We start from the raw sequence: 15,175 nt of genomic DNA, 5'->3' as shown, positions 1-15,175 counted from the left end.
CCCGTGACTACCGCTCTGCATCAATCCAGCATCAAGTCCTTGCCCCTGCTTGCACGCGGCAAGGTCCGCGACATGTACGCAGTGGGCGACGACAAGTTGCTCATCGTGGCCACCGACCGCATCTCCGCGTTCGATGTCATCCTGGATGACCCCGTGCCCGGCAAGGGCCAGGTGCTGACCGAGCTGACCGAGTTCTGGCTGAACAAGCTGGGCCATATCCTGCCGACGCACTCCACCGGTGTGCGGCCTGAGGATGTGGTCGCGCCTGATGAAGTCGACCAGGTGCGCGGCCGCGCGGTCGTGGTCAAGCGCCTGAAGCCCATCCTGGTTGAAGCGGTGGCGCGCGGGTATCTGATCGGTTCCGGCTGGAAGGATTACCAGGCCACCGGCGCGGTGTGCGGCATTGCGCTGCCGCCTGGCCTGCAGCAGGCCAGCCAGCTGCCCCAGCCCATCTTCACGCCGGCCGCCAAGGCGGAGTTCGGCACGCATGACGAGAACGTCGATTTCGCCCATGTGGTCAAGGAAGTTGGCCAGGAGATGGCTGAACGCATCCGCGACGTGACCCTGAAGTTGTACGGCGAGGCGGCCAGTTTCGCCCTGACCAAGGGCATCATCATCGCCGACACCAAGTTCGAGTTCGGCCTGGACGACAAGGGTACGCTGCACTTGATGGACGAAGTGCTGACGCCGGATTCGTCGCGCTTCTGGCCCGCCGATGGCTACAAGGTGGGCACCAGCCCACCGTCTTTCGACAAGCAATTCGTGCGTGACTATCTTGAAACGCAGCCGTGGGACAAGACCCCGCCGGCGCCGCGCCTGCCGGCCGACGTGCTGGCCAAGACCGGAGCGAAGTACCGCGAAGCGCTGGATCGGCTGATGGCGTGATGATGGCCTGACCGGCAGCGCTGGTCGGCCTGAGTCCTGCGTAAGCCTCTGACGGCCACCCACCGAGGGTGGCCGTCGGTTTTTGTGCCGCGGGCGTCCGTCCGGTGGCCGCTCGGCGGACCACCCTGAGCTCCTTTCATCCTGAGCTCCTTGCGATATTCGCGCTGAAGTCGTCTTTTGCCCGGGCTTCATTTATAGTGCGGCGCATTCGCTCGCATGGGAGGGCGCACAGGGGAGACATACTGATGATCATGCTGCTGCCGTTTCTGTTCGGCACGCTGGCGATCTGGCTCGGATTGCGCGGGCGCCGCGGCGCGAGTTTCGCGTTCTGGATCCTGGCCTTGATCCTTTTCGCGATAAGCGTCACCGGCCAATGGAATCTTGCACCCGTGACGGGCCTGCGGCTTTGATCATGACTCCTTTGCCGCGCCTGGCCTCACCCCTCGCCGACCTTTGCCGCACGATGAGCGCCGCTCCATGATGAACTTTGCCATGCGGCCACCGCGGCCGGCTTCGATTGCGTTCAACGCACTGGCCTTGCTGGCCATCTGTGCCGTCCTGTGCACCTCGCTGGTGTGGGAGTTCGGCCATGGCTATCCGCCGGATGCGGCCGTCCAGTTGCAGCGCCTGGCTTATCTGATGGCCGGTGCCGGTGTGCTGCTGAATCTGCGTTTCGGCCCGTCGCCGGCGCATTACGCCATGACGCTGGCGGCGGCGCTGGGTGGCATCGCGGCCAGCGGTCTGCACGTGCTGCCGCGCCTGGTTGCCAGCGTGGTCCCTGCCGGGGGTGTGGCGGCCATGGCTTCCATCCCCGCAGCCGCCGACTCGGTGACGTTGCTCGGCCTGCATCCCGCAACCTGGTCGCTGGCTGGCTTTACGGCCCTGCTGGCCTGGTGCACCTTCATGCTGGTGGTCGACCGCAGGGCCACCGACAGCGCCATGCCGCGCCGCGTCGGCTGGCTGACGGCCTTGCCCATGTGGCTGTTCTTTTTCGCGGCGCTGGCGTTGGCCGCGGCCACCGCCCTGCAATGCGGCGTCTCCACCTGCCCGGCGCCGGGCCACGGCTACACCTGGCTGCCCCCCGAATGGCAACCCACGCCCCCAGTCCCCGACCCGCTACCGGCCCCGCCCGCCGCCACCCCGCAATAGGGCGGGAAGGGGCGGCAAGATCCCGCCATGCCGGACCACGTCATCCGCCCGCGAGCCGAGCAGGGCCGTGCGGACCGGCGACTACCGAGTTGCCGTCGCGCCCCGCATGAAGGGGGCCTGTGGGGGCGCAGCCCCCACCCCCCTTTCAGGGCAGGTCCCGGCGGGCTGGCCCGACGGGACCGCCGCCGACCGCGTCCAGCGTCACATTTCCCCGCCCCGGTTAAAATGCCAGGTTTTATACGACTGCGACTGCGCTCCGGCTTATGACTGCCTCTACGACCATCTCGTCCCCGACCGCGCCGCGGGTCGGCGTCATCATGGGTTCTTCCAGCGACTGGGAGGTCATGAAGCATGCCGTCGCCATGCTGGAGGACTTCGGCGTGCCCTGCGAGACGCAGGTGATCTCCGCCCACCGCATGCCGCAAGACATGGCCGAATACGGCGCCCAGGCCCGCGCCCGCGGCCTGCGCGCCATCATCGCCGGTGCCGGCGGTGCCGCGCACCTGCCGGGCATGATGGCCGCGCTCACGGAAGTGCCGGTCTTCGGCGTGCCGGTGCCGTCCAGATACCTGCGCGGCGAAGACTCGCTGCTGTCCATCGTGCAGATGCCCAAAGGCGTGCCGGTAGCCACCTTCGCCATCGGCGAGGCCGGCGCCGCCAACGCCGCGCTGCATGCCATCGCCAACCTGGCGACCACCGACGATGCCCTGCACGCCAAGCTGGTCGGATTCCGCGCGCGCCAGACCGAAGTGGCGCGCAATATGAAAGTCCCGCCCGAGGGAGCATCGGCATGAGCGGCCCGGACACGAGCAATCCCGTCATCAAGTCCACGGAGGCCACGTCGGCTTCCGGCGCAGCCACGGCCACCGCTGGTGCCGCGTTCAAGACCATCGCCCCCGGCGACTGGCTGGGCCTGCTGGGCGGCGGCCAGTTGGGCCGCATGTTCTGCCATGCCGCGCAAAGCCTGGGCTACAAGGTCGCGGTGCTGGACCCCGCCGTCGACGGCCCGGCCGCCATGGTGGCCGACAAGCACATCCACGCGGCCTACGACGACGAGCAAGGCCTGGCCGAACTGGCCCGCCTGTGCCGCGCCGTCACCACCGAATTCGAGAACGTGCCCGCGCAGAGCCTGCGCAGCCTGGCGGACCATTGCCGCGTCAGCCCGGCCGCCGACGCCGTGGCCGTCGTGCAGGACCGCATCGCCGAGAAAGCCTTCATCGCCGCGCAAGGCATCGCCGTGGCCCCGCATGCCGCGGTGCGCGCGCGCGCCGACCTGGAGCAGGCCGACGAGGCCTTGTTTCCCGGCATTCTGAAAGTGGCGCGCATGGGCTACGACGGCAAGGGCCAGGCCCGTGTCGCCACCCGCGCCGAGGCCCTGGCCGCGTTTGACGAATTCGGCGGCGTGCCCTGCGTGCTGGAAGCGCTGTTGGCGCTGGACCATGAAATTTCCGTCGTCATCGCCCGTGGCTTCGACGGCGCCACCGTGATGTTCCCGGTGTCGCGCAACGTGCATCGCGACGGCATCCTGGCTGTATCGACGGTGGCCCTGGCGGCCTTGTCCGGCCCCGACGCGCAACTGGAGCAACAGGCGAGCGCCGCCGCGCTGGCCATCGCCCAGGGCCTGGATTACCACGGCGTGCTGTGCGTGGAATTCTTCGTCCTGCGTGACGGCCGTCTGCTGGTCAATGAAATCGCGCCGCGCCCGCACAACAGCGGCCACTACAGCATGGACGCCTGTGTCACCAGCCAATTCGAACAGCAGGCGCGCGCGATGGCGGGCCTGCCGCTGGGCAGTACCAATCTGCTGGCGCCGTCCATCATGCTGAACATCCTGGGCGACATCTGGTACCCGGACGACAGCGATGCGCAGCGCGAGCCCGACTGGGCCGCCGCGCTGGCCGTGCCCAGCGCCAAGCTGCACCTGTATGGCAAGCGCGAGGCGCGGCGGGGCCGCAAGATGGGCCATGTGACCATCATCGCCGCCACCATGGGGCAAGCGCGCGCCGACGCCATCAAGGTGGCAGCGGCTTTGGGATTGCCGGCGCCGCATTGAGCGGTGGAGAAGCACAACATGAGCCAGGCCAGCAACGCCGCTGCTACGGGTAACGCCGCTGCAACCGCGCCATTCTCTCCATCGGACCTCGCGGCCTCCGCGGGCATCGCGGCCACTGCCGCCACGGACCAGGACATCGACCACGCCGCCCGCGTCCTGCTGGAGGGCGGCTTGGTCGCCTTTCCCAGCGAGACCGTCTACGGCCTGGGGGCCGATGCGGAAGACGCCGCGGCAGTGGCGCGTATCTACGCCGCCAAGGGCCGGCCGTCCAATCACCCCGTCATCGTGCACGTGGCGCCGGACGCCGACCTGGGCTACTGGGCGAGCGATATTCCGCAACAGGCCCGCGCCCTGATCGATGCCTTCTGGCCAGGACCGCTGACACTGATCCTCAAGCGCGCGCCGCATATCGATGCGGCGGTCAGCGGCGGACAGGACAGCGTGGGCGTCCGTTGCCCCTCGCATCCCGTCGCGCAACGCCTGCTGCGCGCTTTCGCCGCCCTCAAGGGCGGCCATGGCGGCGTGGCGGGCCCGTCGGCCAACCGCTTCGGCCACGTGTCGCCGACGCGCGCCGAACACGTGCTGGCGGAGTTCCCCGAGCAAGTGGCGGCCGGCATGCCCGTGTTGCAGGGCGGTCCGGCGGATGTAGGGATCGAATCCACGATCATCGACCTGTCGCGCCTGGGCGAAGGCGTGGGGCCGGTGTTGTTGCGGCCCGGCCATATCAGCCCGCAGGACATCGCGCGCGTGCTGGGCGAATTGCCCGCTGCGCCCGATGCCGCCGCGCCGCGTGCCTCCGGTACGTTGAAGGCGCACTACGCGCCGCAGACGCCGCTGGAGCTGGTGGACAGGGCCATCCTGGAAGCACTGGTGGTGGGGGTCGGGCTGCCCGCCGGCCGCAGCGTCATCATCGGCTATACGCCGCGTCCCTTGGAAATGGACGCGGCGCTGACCTGGCAACCGGTTTCGGCGGATCCGTCGCAATACGCCCATGCGATCTATTCGCTGCTGCGCGAACTGGACGGCCGTGGTTACGCCAAGATCCTGGTCGAGGCGCCGCCCCGCACGCCCGAATGGGATGCCGTCAACGACCGCATCGGTCGCGCCGCCGCTGCCTTCCACCCCGGCAACTGAGGCTGCTTGTCCTGCTCCTAGTGTTCTACCTAATTGCCCCCGTGGCTGGGGCGGCATAAGTTCTCCTGTTGGCCGGCGCGGATCAAGTCGCCGCCGCGCCTGCCGTCATCGTCCGAGCCATCCGCTCGTGACGGTCTGTTTGAACCATCCGTTTGAACAATGCACGCCAACCCGGGAGACTCATCATGAAAAAGCACTTGTCCGTTCTGGCCGCCGCTGTCGCGCTGGCCTGCGCCAGCGCCGGCGCCACTGCCGGCACCGTATTCGACGCGGTCAAGAAGAAAGGGTATGTGCAATGCGGCCTGAGCGACGGCGTGTCCGGCTTCAGCGCCACCAATAGCAAGGGCGAGTGGGAAGGCATGGACGTCGACATCTGCCGCGCGGTCGCGGCGACGATGTTCGGTGACGCTTCCAAGTACAAGGGCACCGCGCTGTCGACGCAGCAGCGTTTCACCGCGCTGCAATCGGGCGAGGTCGACGTGCTGATGCGCACCGTCACGCTGACGCAGACGCGCGATACGTCCCTGGGCCTGGCGGCCGTGGCGGCCAGCTTCTATGACGGCCAGGGCATCCTGGTGCGCAAGTCGTCGAATGTGAAGAGCGCCAAGGAACTGGACGGCGCCACGGTTTGCGTGCAACCGGGCACCACGACGGAATTGAACCTGGCCGATTGGTTCCGCACCAATGGCATCAAGTTCACGCCGGTGGTCATCGACAAGGTGACCGAAGTGGTGCGTGCCTTCGAATCAGGCCGTTGCGATGCCTTCACGGACGACGCGTCGCAATTGGCCGCCGTGCGGGCGACGCAGCTGGCCAAGCCGGATGACTATGAGATCCTGCCTGAACGCTTTTCCAAGGAGCCGCTGGGCCTGATGGTGCGGCAGGGCGACGACCAATGGCTGGGCGTGGTGCGCTGGACGCTGTTCGCGCTGATGGAAGCCGAGGAATACGGCATCACGCAGAAGAACGTCGATGAAATGCTCAAGAGCCCCAATCCCAACATCCAGCGCATCCTGGGTGTTACGCCGGGCGCCGGCAAGAACATGGGGGTGGACGAGAAATGGGCCTATAACGCCATCAAGGCGGTAGGCAATTACAGCGAGATCTTCGAGCGCAACGTCGGCAAGCAAAGCAAGCTGGGCCTGGCGCGCGGCACCAATGCCCTGTGGAGCCAGGGCGGCGCGATGTATCCCTGGCCGATACGATAGCCTTCCAGGGACGGGTGCTGGGTTCCTGACCGCTGGATGACAGGTCTCGGGTAACGGCATCGGTATTTTTAGTTCAAGGGTCCACGCGGAGCGTGGACCTTGTTCTGTCCAGGGTGTTCCAGCGGGCTGCGTCTTGCTGGGGGGCCCATTTGTCTCATCCTTCGTCGAAACACTCATCCGCCGAGTTTGAACTATCCTAAAGGCCGACCGCATTACGGCGTCGCGCAGGTTGACGCCTTGACGCGGGGGGCGGCGTGCCTGCCGCCAGTGGACCAAGAGGATGTTGCGATATGAAGTTCGCCGAGTTCAAGCAGGGCATGGTGATCAAGGGTGGCCCGGTTACCGTCACGGAAGCCGAGATCCTGGCCTACGCCCGGCAGTTCGACCCGCAATGGTTTCATACGGACCCGGCGCGTGCCGCCGAAGGACGTTGGGGCGGCCTGATCGCCAGCGGCTGGCACACCTGCGCCCTGGCCATGCGCATGGCCGTGGACGCGGCACTGCACGATTCGGAAAGTTTCGGCTCGCCCGGCCTGGGCGAAGTGCGTTGGCGCGTGCCCGTGCGGCCCGGCGACGAATTACGCCTGGAGGCGCGCGTGCAGGCCGTGCGGACGTCATCCTCGCGGCCGGACCTCGGCATTACGTCATGGACGTGGGTAGTACTGAACCAGCATGATGAAAGCGTGCTGGAACTGGACGCGACCATCCTGTTCGATCTCAGCGAAGATAAATCCGGCTGATGGACGCCGGCGCCATGCGTTGTCGTAGTTCGACCCGCGTCATGAGCTGCGTACCTGCGCGCCTGGCCCGCAGCGCGATCCTTGCCATCGCCATGGCGGCCACCGCGCTGCACGCGCCTTCCACGCGGGCCGCCGAGCGCTTGCTCGACACCGATATGGTCTTGCCAAGCCCTGAGTCGGCTGCAATGAACGCGGCGGTGCTGGCATCGACAGCCCCCGCCAACAACTACGTCTTGAACCAGGCCATCACCGGCCTGGATATGCTGGACAAGGTGGCGGACGTGTGCCCGCGCTTCGGGCGCGAAGACACGCGCGCGACGCAGCTGGAGACCATCGCGCGGGCGCGCTTGAAAGTGTCGGCGCGCGCCATCTGGCGGGCACAGGCGGTACAACAGCCTCCCGTCTTCATGACGCCCACCCAGGCGCGGCGCATCGTGACCAATGCCGGCGGCTGCGAGAGCCCGGCGTTGGCGCAATGGCGCGCGGGCGCCATGTGGTTGGCCGATACGTCGGCCCAGGTGCTGGCAGGCGAGGCCCCCGCCGATCTGGTGTGGCCGCGCCAGGCAGCACTGGAGCGGCCCGTGCGCGTTACCGTCCTGGGCTGGCAGCTGAATCTGGACCGTATCGCCGTCCAGGTGCTGGTGAGCAATGAAGGCAGCACGCCGGTACGCGCGGCCTTCCTGGCGGCGCAATCGTTCGCGGGCCTGTGCACGCGGCTTGAAGCGCTGAACGTTCCCATGGCCGCGGGCTTTCTACCGGCGCAATGGGCCGATGTGCCGCCACGCGGCAGCGTACCTGCCTTGTGGCTGCTGGACCCGTCCTGCAAGTCCGAGCCGCGCATGAACGTCGGCGGCGCCATCGTCATCGACCAAGGCAAAGGGCCGGTCTACCGCCGCTTCCTGCTACGCGGTGTAGGACCGGCTCCGGTACAAAAATCCTCTGCCCGGCCTCCAGGTTGACAGGCGCTTTCCTCAGAACGCGTATCGCAGGCCGAGGTCGCCAGAGATGCTGTGGCTTACCGGGCCGCCGCTGGTGTAGTCGACGTCGGCATAGATCTGCAGGCTTTGCTTCAGTTGCGCCTGCATGCCCAGGCCCACCAGGGCGCGGTTGCCGCTGAGGTTGTCCGAGATGGTCGTGCCGTTGAGCGCCACATGGTTGCTGTTGACGAACTCGCGCAACACGGCGGCCTTCATGTACGGTTGGACCATATAGCCCGCGCCGGCTTCGAACGTAGTGCCGGCCTGGAAGCCCAGCTGCCCCCGTACCGACCGTGTGGGATCGTCGTGGATGTGGAAGCCGTTACCCAGCGTCTTGTCGACGCTGCTACCGCGGAAGGCGGCGATCTGCGAGTAGGGTTCGATGAAGCCGTCATCGGGCAGGTTGAAGTGCTTGCCTGCCTCGATCGAACCGCCGAAGCCGGAATTGTCGTACTTGCCGCGCGTACGGCTGCCATCGCTACCGACCACGCGCAATTCGTTGCCGAAGCTGTTGGCCTTGATGGTGCCGTCGACATACCAGCCGCCCTGTGACATCCAGGTGGCATAGGCGCCGGTGCCGGCACTGTTGGTCCGCCCGGTGGAACCGCCGTCGATATCGGAGGAGTTGTAGCTGTAGCTGCCGAAGCCGCCGACATAGACATCGCCACCGGAAGACAGGACGAAGCGCTTGTCCGCACCGAAGGCGCCCCCGTACTGGTCCAGGTCGTAGGCCGGCGCCGCCGACTGCGCCATCTTGTTGGAGGTGGCGAAGCTGCGCACCCACAGGCCGCTGCCGGCCTTGTTCAGGCGCAGGTCGCCTTCACGCTGGCGCAGGGTATCGAGTTCACCGTAGAAGGCGTAGGGCAGGGAAGCCGCCACGCTCAGGGCCGTCTTGGCGGCAGGCGACAGATCCTTGGGCTTGGGAACGGGATTGCCGGTCGGTTGGGCGGGATTCGCCGGGTCCGATGGCTTGTCCGGATTCGTCGGATTCGTGGGATCCGAGGGATTGTTGGTCGGCAAGGTCCCCGACTGCACCAGTTCCCACTGATCGCCATCATGCTTGACGTCATAGACATAGATGCCGGCGTCCGTCTTGCCGTCGCCCACCAGGTTGAAGCTGCCATTGCCGCTGCTGCTTTGAACCAGGGTGATGTCATTGCGGGGATGCTCCACGCCCTGGCCGGAATTCACCTGCAAGCCATGCGTGCCGTCGACGGTCGCGACCTGCAGTTTGTCGTTGCCGCCGCCGGGATTGAAATCCACGTTCATGGCCAGGATGCCGCCTGACCCGCTCAACGACGTCGCGCTCAGCGTCTTGTAGTTGCCATTGCTGGAATTGAAGTCGACGACACCGCCGTCCATGGCCAGCGTGTCCAGCGATTCCGTGGGGGCGTTGCCCAGCTTCCAGGTGCCGCTGTCGGCCAGCGTCAGCGAATCTACATCCAGGTTGCCGTTCAAGGTGGCGTCATCTTCCACGGTGACGGCGGGACCGACCACATTGCCGTTGAGCACCGCATTGTCCATCAAGATCACGCTTCCCTTGGTCGCGGACACGTTGCCGTCGAGCTGCGTGCTGCCTTCCAGGCTCAGATCCAGCGTGCCGCCGGTGGCCGTCATATTGCCAGCCAGCGCGGCATCGGACAGCCACACCTTCGCGCTGCCGTTGTTGGTGACGTTCACGAGCGCGCCGTCCTGGCCTTGCAGACGGGCATTGTCGTAGACATCGACCTCGGCGTCGCTGTTGTCCACACTGACCGCGGCGCCGTCGGCACGCGAGAGCAGTGAACCAGCGCCGCCAACGACCACGAGGCCGGTGGATTGGTTTTTCAAGGACACACCGCCATCGGCATGGGCGCCGCCTCGCACCGTCAGGTCGGCAGTACTGGCATCGGCGGCGATCGCGCCATGCAGCTGCGCGCCGCTGTCGGCGCTTACGTCCAGGGCGGCGCCGGTGGTGGCGTTGAACGTGCCGGTCATGGACGCCTGGTTCCGCGCGAGGAGGTCGAGCTCGGTGTCCTTGCCGTCGGCCACGGTGTTGCCGGCCAGGGTGACGTCATCGGCCGTGACTTCCGCTTTACCGCCACCATCGGCCTGGATGATGGTGCCGCTTTGGTTGGCAGCCAGTGTCGAACCCGATTCGATCGAGATATGGGCGACCGCGTCGGCGTTGCCATTGCTGTTGATGACATGCAGGGCCGTGCCGCTGCCGGCGCTGACGTTCGTGCCATTGGCAAGGGTCAGCGTGGTGCCGTCGCCGGCCGCTTGCGTGTCCAGCACGATGCCGTCTTCCAGGCCCGTGACCGTCGATCCGCTCAATGCCACGCTACCGTTGCCGCTGGCGAAGATGCCCACGCCCGCCCCGGCAACGGTGCCGTTGGTCATGGTGTTGTTGGATGCGAACGTGCTGCCGCTATCGTTCAGGCTGGTGCCCGCGTCCTGGGTCGACAGCACCAGGCCGGTCGAGCCGGTGAAGGTGCTGCCCGCCGTGGTGATGGCAACCGGGTGCGCGCCGCTGGCGACCGTGACCTGCATGCCCGCGCCGCTGGCGGTGTTGATGTTCTGCTGCGCCGTGAAGGTCGAGTCCGCGATATCGATGGTGTAGTTGCCGTCCGGTGCGCCGCCGTCGCGCGTGATGGTCAGCGGATCGAGGGCCGTGACGACGGTGTGATCGTTGATGGTGACGTCGAGGTTGGCGGCGGCGCCGCTGAAATTGTTGTCGCCGTGGATCTTGATCCCTTCGACGCCCGCTTGCTCCAGGTCGCTATCGGAGGCGTTGACCGTGACTTTGCTCAGGGTCGTGTTGCCGCCATTGATTTCGACGGCGGCATCGTATTCCTGCCCCGGCGTGCCCAGGCCATAGCCCTTGGGATTGATGGTGCCGCCGGTGATGTTGGTGGTCCCCGCGGATTTGACCCAGCCAATATCGGCGCCGTTCGCGATCAGAGTCGAGCCGTCGCCGATGAGAACGCCGCCGGTGGTCGAACCGGAAGCCAGGTTGACGGTGCCGATGCCGCCATACTGGCGCGACATCCCGTCCTTCGCTTCCATGTAGTTGCCGGCGGTGACGACACCGTTGACGGTGCCGCCGTTCTGCACATTCACCACGCCGCTGCTCTGGACGATGACGTTACCCGTGCTGCCATTGTTTTGCACGTTGATCGTGCCGTTGGTCGCCATATAGGTCGCGCACTCGTCGTTGGTGCTGACATTCCGAGTGGGCGTCAGCGTGTTCGTCTTGTTGCCGTTGTTGACCTTGGCGGGATCGAGCGCGTCGGCGGAGAACTGATCGTTCAGTCCTGGACATTCCATGACCGTCGATGCGTGGGCCACGGGGGCCGCCAGGACATAGCCGGTTCCCAGCAGGGTGATCAGCAACGAGAGGTTCGTTCTCTTGAAGAGCTTCATACGTAGCGCCTTTTGTATTCGGATTGAGGACGCGGTGTGACCAACGGAGGCGTTGGTGTCGAGGCCGCAGCTGTTATGGGGCGATACTTTAGATTTGCTAAACAGCCTTTAGAATGGGAAAAATCCGAGGCTGTAGCGCGAAAATTTCCGGGTAGCGTTCAGAACACGTAGCGCACGCCGATGTTCACGTCGGTGGTGTGTTTGATGGGACCACCGGCGGTGTAGTCGATATCGACGTGGGCTTGCAGGTTCTGCTTCAGCTGCACGGCCACGCCGGCGCCGACCAGCACATGGTTGCCGGACATGTCGTCGTTGATGCGTGTACCGTTGAGTGTCACGTTGTTGTCGTTGACGAACTCACGCACCACTGCGGTCTTCAGGTATGGCTGCACCTCATAGCCTTTGCCCAGATCGAAGTTGCTGCCGCCCACTATGCCGATCTCGCCTTGCGTGGATCTGGTCGCGCCGTTGTGGATCCTGAAACCGCTGTCCAGCTTCTCGTTGGCGCTGCGTGCCACGAAGCCCTGCACTTCGCCGTAGGGTTCGACGAAGCTCTTGCTGCCGATGTTGATATGCTTGCCCACTTCCACCGAGCCGCCATAGCCGGGCGTGTTGTAGTGGCCATGGGCAGGGGTGCCGTTGCTGCCGACCACGCGCAGATCGCTTTCAAAGCTGTCGGCCTTGAGGATGCTGTCCATATACCAACCGTCGCTGCGCAGCCACGTCGCATAGCCACCCAGGCCGTAGCTGTTCGTTCGGCCTGAGGAGCCGCCGTCCACGCCCACCGTGTTGTAGCTGTACGAACCGAAGCCGCCGACGTAGAGATCGCCGGAAGACAGCTCAAAGCGCTTGTCCGCCCCGAAGGCGCCGCCGTATTGGTTCAGGCTGTAGCCCGGCGCCGCAGCCTGGCCGATCTCATTGAAGTTGCTGAAGCTGCGCACCCATGCGCCGTTGTCGGTCTTGTTCAGGCGCAGGTCGCCCTGGCGCTTGCGCAGGGTATCCATTTCCCCATAGAACTCGAAAGGCATGGCGCTGGCGACATTGAGTGCTGTCTTGGCCGCGGGCGACAAGTGCCTGGCGTCGGGTATGGGCTTGGCCGGGTTCTTGTCAGGGTCGCCCGGGTTGACAGGATTGTCTGGGTTGTTCGGGTTGTTGGGATTCGTCGGATTGTCCGGGTTATCCGGGTTGGTCGGATCCGTGGGATCGGTCGGCCCGTTGCTGGGGATCGTCCCGGTTTGCACCAATTCCCAGTCATTGCCGGCGCGCTCCAGGCTGTAGACGTAAATGCCTGCGTCGACCTGTTCACCTTCCATCAGCGCGAACTGCCCGTTGCCTCCTCCCGTTTCCACCATCGTGATGTGATTGCGTGGATCCGACACACCTTGGTCCCTTGCGTCGATGTGCAGACGGTTATCGTTCTCCACCTTGCCGGCGACTTGTAGAAGATCGTTGCCAGCACCGGCGTTGAAGTCGACGCCCATGTTGAACCGCCCACCTGTGCCGTCCAGCGCGGGCGTGCCGAACGTCTTGAAGGGACCGTTGCCGGCATTGAAGTCCACGATGCCGCTATTGAGCGTCAGGCCACCGATGGCCGTGGCCTGCGGGTTGTCCAGCAACCACGTTGAGCCGCTGCTCACCGTCATGGTGTTGGCCTTGACGTTGCCGGTGTACTGCGTATCGTTCCGCAGCGTTACGTTCAAGGTACTGTCGGCGGCGCGCATCATGTCGCCGGCTTGTACCGTATTGTCCAGCGTGATGTCGGCCTGGCCGGCATTCCTGACATCGACCAGCAGCTTGTCCTTGCCGGCCAGCGTCGCGCCATTGTTCAACGCGATCGTGGCGGTGCTGTCGTTGACGCTGATCGCGGCACCATCGCCATTGGTCAGCGCCGAACGGCTTCCGTCAAGCGCGATCTGCCCGGTAGATCCGTCGCTCAGGGAAACCCCGCCGGCGATTCGGGCGCCATTGCTCAGGCCTACGTTCGCAGTGGACGCGGCTGCCGTAATGGCTCCGTTCAAGCGGGAGGACATGGTGTCGCCAGTCACCGTGACGCCGCTGCCGGCCGTTGCGACGACGTTGCCATCGATGGTGGTATTCGTCTTCAGTCGGACATCCAGATCGGTGCCGGTACCGCTGGCCGCGATGTTGCCGAACAGATCCGCTGCGCCGCTGGCCCCCAATGCGTTGCCATCCACGACAAGACTTGCCTGTGCGCCGTTATCGATCACCAGCAGATTGCCGTCTCCGCCGGTCAATGCGGTGCCCGCGCCGATGGTGATGTTGGAATGCGTGACGGCGTCCTGGGCGCCGCGGGTGATATAGATGGCGGATCCGTTGGTGCCGGTGACCTGTGTATTCACCAACGCTACGGTCGGGCCACCCAGGGCGTTGCGGGCCGAGGTGATCTTCAAGCCATGGCTTGCACCTTCAAGCGTGCTGTCGGTAGCCGTCACGGTTGCGGTGCCTGTAAGCAGCATGGCGCTGCCGATATCGCCCGCGCCGGTGTTTGGCGCAAGCACACGCACGCCATTAGTAAGCGCGATGTCCACCGGTTTGTCGCCGAGCACGTAAGCCGAGATTCCCGCATTGCCACCGGTGTAGGTGCCGCCGCTGATAGCGACATTCATTGCGCCATGGCCGTCATTCGCGACGGGCGGGGCGGTTTGTCCGATATAAAGCGCGTTGGCCGGTGTGGACGTGGCGTCCGTATTCGTCAGGGTCAGGTTGTAATCGAGGTAAGCGCCATGGTCGATCAGCGCGATGGCGTCCGCATCCGGTACCTGCGTGATCTGGCTGTTGGTGATGCTCACCGTAGCGACAGGGTTCGCTTCGGTTCGTTGTCCCATGATGCGGATCGCGTTGCCGGCGCCGTTGCCGCCCCTGATCTCCGAGTCGTCGATGGTGACTTGCCCGCCGTCGATAGCCAGGGCGGCGGCGGCGGTGTAGGTGGCGAGATTGGGGTCCACCAAGGCATGGCTCAATGTGACCGTTCCCTCGGTCTCGATGCTGCCGACGCGAGCACGGTTATTGTCATCGGTTCCAATCGCGTTCAGCGTTGACTGCTGTCCGATGAGCGCTGTTCCAAGCTGGCCGCCGCCATGGACGTTGACCGTGCCTGGTCCTCCTTGCGCGCTGGGCCCGGCGTTGCCGCTGTCCGATGGACGATAGTAGCCCCCCGCTTCGGCGAAGCCCGTGACGGCTCCGCCGTCCTCCACGCTCAAGGTTCCTGTGTCCAGATAGGCATTACCGATACTGCCGCCAGACTGGATGTTCAGCGAGCCGCCGTTGCTGACAGACCATACTTCGCAGACGCTGGCGCTTTTCACGGTCTTGGGTGTGCCGTTCGCGAACGTGGTGGTCGAGCCGTTCATCTGCGCCTGTTTGTCCAAGGGCGCGCCAAGGCAGGGATCGGCGGCCGCGTACGAAGCGCTGCAGAGCAGCAAGGAAGAGGTGCCGAGCAGGCAGGCGCTGGCTTTCAGACGAAAAGATTTGGTAGGCATGGGGGATGGATTCAGCCCCATGCGCCGCTGCGACGCGTCATCAAATGACCCGGTCGTGCTCGATCTGTCGGCGGGTGAGGCGGTGATTGGAAGATGGAGGCCGAATTCTCATAGGTATTTACCC

The 15,175-nt window shown here is 65.5% G+C and carries 11 protein-coding genes; 9 read left to right on the top strand and 2 right to left on the bottom strand.

Annotated features, from left to right (window positions below; translation table 11 throughout):
- Positions 1-3 precede the first annotated feature (3 nt).
- The 9 genes from CEY05_RS12425 to CEY05_RS12390 all read left to right on the top strand — a co-directional run bounded on the left by CEY05_RS12425 (position 4) and on the right by CEY05_RS12390 (position 8,128).
- Positions 4-885, top strand: a complete 882-nt coding sequence (locus tag CEY05_RS12425) for a phosphoribosylaminoimidazolesuccinocarboxamide synthase (protein WP_088598661.1) — start codon at positions 4-6, stop codon at positions 883-885.
- A gap of 245 nt (positions 886-1,130) precedes the next feature.
- Positions 1,131-1,295 (top strand): DUF5993 family protein, encoded by a 165-nt coding sequence (locus CEY05_RS31430; protein WP_198952770.1) that lies wholly within the window; start codon positions 1,131-1,133, stop codon positions 1,293-1,295.
- 67 nt (positions 1,296-1,362) lie between these two features.
- Complete coding sequence (locus CEY05_RS12420) at positions 1,363-2,034, top strand: disulfide bond formation protein DsbB (RefSeq protein WP_088598660.1); 672 nt, start codon at positions 1,363-1,365, stop codon at positions 2,032-2,034.
- Between the two features lie 263 nt (positions 2,035-2,297).
- Complete coding sequence (purE, locus tag CEY05_RS12415) at positions 2,298-2,828, top strand: 5-(carboxyamino)imidazole ribonucleotide mutase (RefSeq protein WP_088598659.1); 531 nt, start codon at positions 2,298-2,300, stop codon at positions 2,826-2,828.
- Complete coding sequence (locus CEY05_RS12410; RefSeq protein ID WP_088598658.1) at positions 2,825-4,087, top strand: 5-(carboxyamino)imidazole ribonucleotide synthase; 1,263 nt, start codon at positions 2,825-2,827, stop codon at positions 4,085-4,087. The genes purE and CEY05_RS12410 overlap by 4 nt, the downstream gene beginning before the upstream one ends.
- An 18-nt stretch (positions 4,088-4,105) precedes the next feature.
- Positions 4,106-5,221 (top strand): L-threonylcarbamoyladenylate synthase, encoded by a 1,116-nt coding sequence (locus CEY05_RS12405; protein WP_088598657.1) that lies wholly within the window; start codon positions 4,106-4,108, stop codon positions 5,219-5,221.
- Between the two features lie 185 nt (positions 5,222-5,406).
- The gene (locus CEY05_RS12400) at positions 5,407-6,429 is read left to right on the top strand and encodes an amino acid ABC transporter substrate-binding protein (protein WP_088598656.1); all 1,023 of its coding nucleotides are present in this window, start codon (positions 5,407-5,409) and stop codon (positions 6,427-6,429) included.
- Positions 6,430-6,719: 290 nt separating this feature from the next.
- Positions 6,720-7,169, top strand: a complete 450-nt coding sequence (locus CEY05_RS12395) for a MaoC family dehydratase (protein WP_088598655.1) — start codon at positions 6,720-6,722, stop codon at positions 7,167-7,169.
- A gap of 41 nt (positions 7,170-7,210) precedes the next feature.
- Entirely contained in the window at positions 7,211-8,128 is a 918-nt protein-coding gene (locus CEY05_RS12390) for a hypothetical protein (protein ID WP_143220418.1), read from the top strand.
- A gap of 12 nt (positions 8,129-8,140) precedes the next feature.
- Here CEY05_RS12390 and CEY05_RS12385 read toward each other — a convergent pair whose 3' ends face one another.
- Complete coding sequence (locus tag CEY05_RS12385; protein WP_088598653.1) at positions 8,141-11,551, bottom strand: autotransporter outer membrane beta-barrel domain-containing protein; 3,411 nt, start codon at positions 11,549-11,551, stop codon at positions 8,141-8,143.
- Between the two features lie 158 nt (positions 11,552-11,709).
- Positions 11,710-15,051, bottom strand: a complete 3,342-nt coding sequence (locus tag CEY05_RS12380; protein WP_143220416.1) for an autotransporter outer membrane beta-barrel domain-containing protein — start codon at positions 15,049-15,051, stop codon at positions 11,710-11,712.
- Positions 15,052-15,175 lie beyond the last annotated feature (124 nt).

The sequence above is a fragment of the Achromobacter sp. HZ34 genome, assembly GCF_002209485.1.
Classification (GTDB): Bacteria; Pseudomonadota; Gammaproteobacteria; order Burkholderiales; family Burkholderiaceae_B; genus Bordetella_C.
This window is presented reverse-complemented; position numbering and strand designations above follow the sequence as displayed.

Excerpts from the sequence above, each read along its gene's own strand:
- CEY05_RS31430 (WP_198952770.1), top strand. The coding sequence starts at position 1,131 with ATGATCATGCTGCTGCCGTTTCTGTTCGGCACGCTGGCGATCTGGCTC.
- CEY05_RS12420 (WP_088598660.1), top strand. The coding sequence starts at position 1,363 with ATGATGAACTTTGCCATGCGGCCACCGCGGCCGGCTTCGATTGCGTTC.
- purE (WP_088598659.1), top strand. The coding sequence starts at position 2,298 with ATGACTGCCTCTACGACCATCTCGTCCCCGACCGCGCCGCGGGTCGGC.
- CEY05_RS12410 (WP_088598658.1), top strand. The coding sequence starts at position 2,825 with ATGAGCGGCCCGGACACGAGCAATCCCGTCATCAAGTCCACGGAGGCC.
- CEY05_RS12405 (WP_088598657.1), top strand. The coding sequence starts at position 4,106 with ATGAGCCAGGCCAGCAACGCCGCTGCTACGGGTAACGCCGCTGCAACC.
- CEY05_RS12400 (WP_088598656.1), top strand. The coding sequence starts at position 5,407 with ATGAAAAAGCACTTGTCCGTTCTGGCCGCCGCTGTCGCGCTGGCCTGC.
- CEY05_RS12395 (WP_088598655.1), top strand. The coding sequence starts at position 6,720 with ATGAAGTTCGCCGAGTTCAAGCAGGGCATGGTGATCAAGGGTGGCCCG.
- CEY05_RS12390 (WP_143220418.1), top strand. The coding sequence starts at position 7,211 with ATGAGCTGCGTACCTGCGCGCCTGGCCCGCAGCGCGATCCTTGCCATC.
- CEY05_RS12385 (WP_088598653.1), bottom strand. The coding sequence starts at position 11,551 with ATGAAGCTCTTCAAGAGAACGAACCTCTCGTTGCTGATCACCCTGCTG.
- CEY05_RS12380 (WP_143220416.1), bottom strand. The coding sequence starts at position 15,051 with ATGCCTACCAAATCTTTTCGTCTGAAAGCCAGCGCCTGCCTGCTCGGC.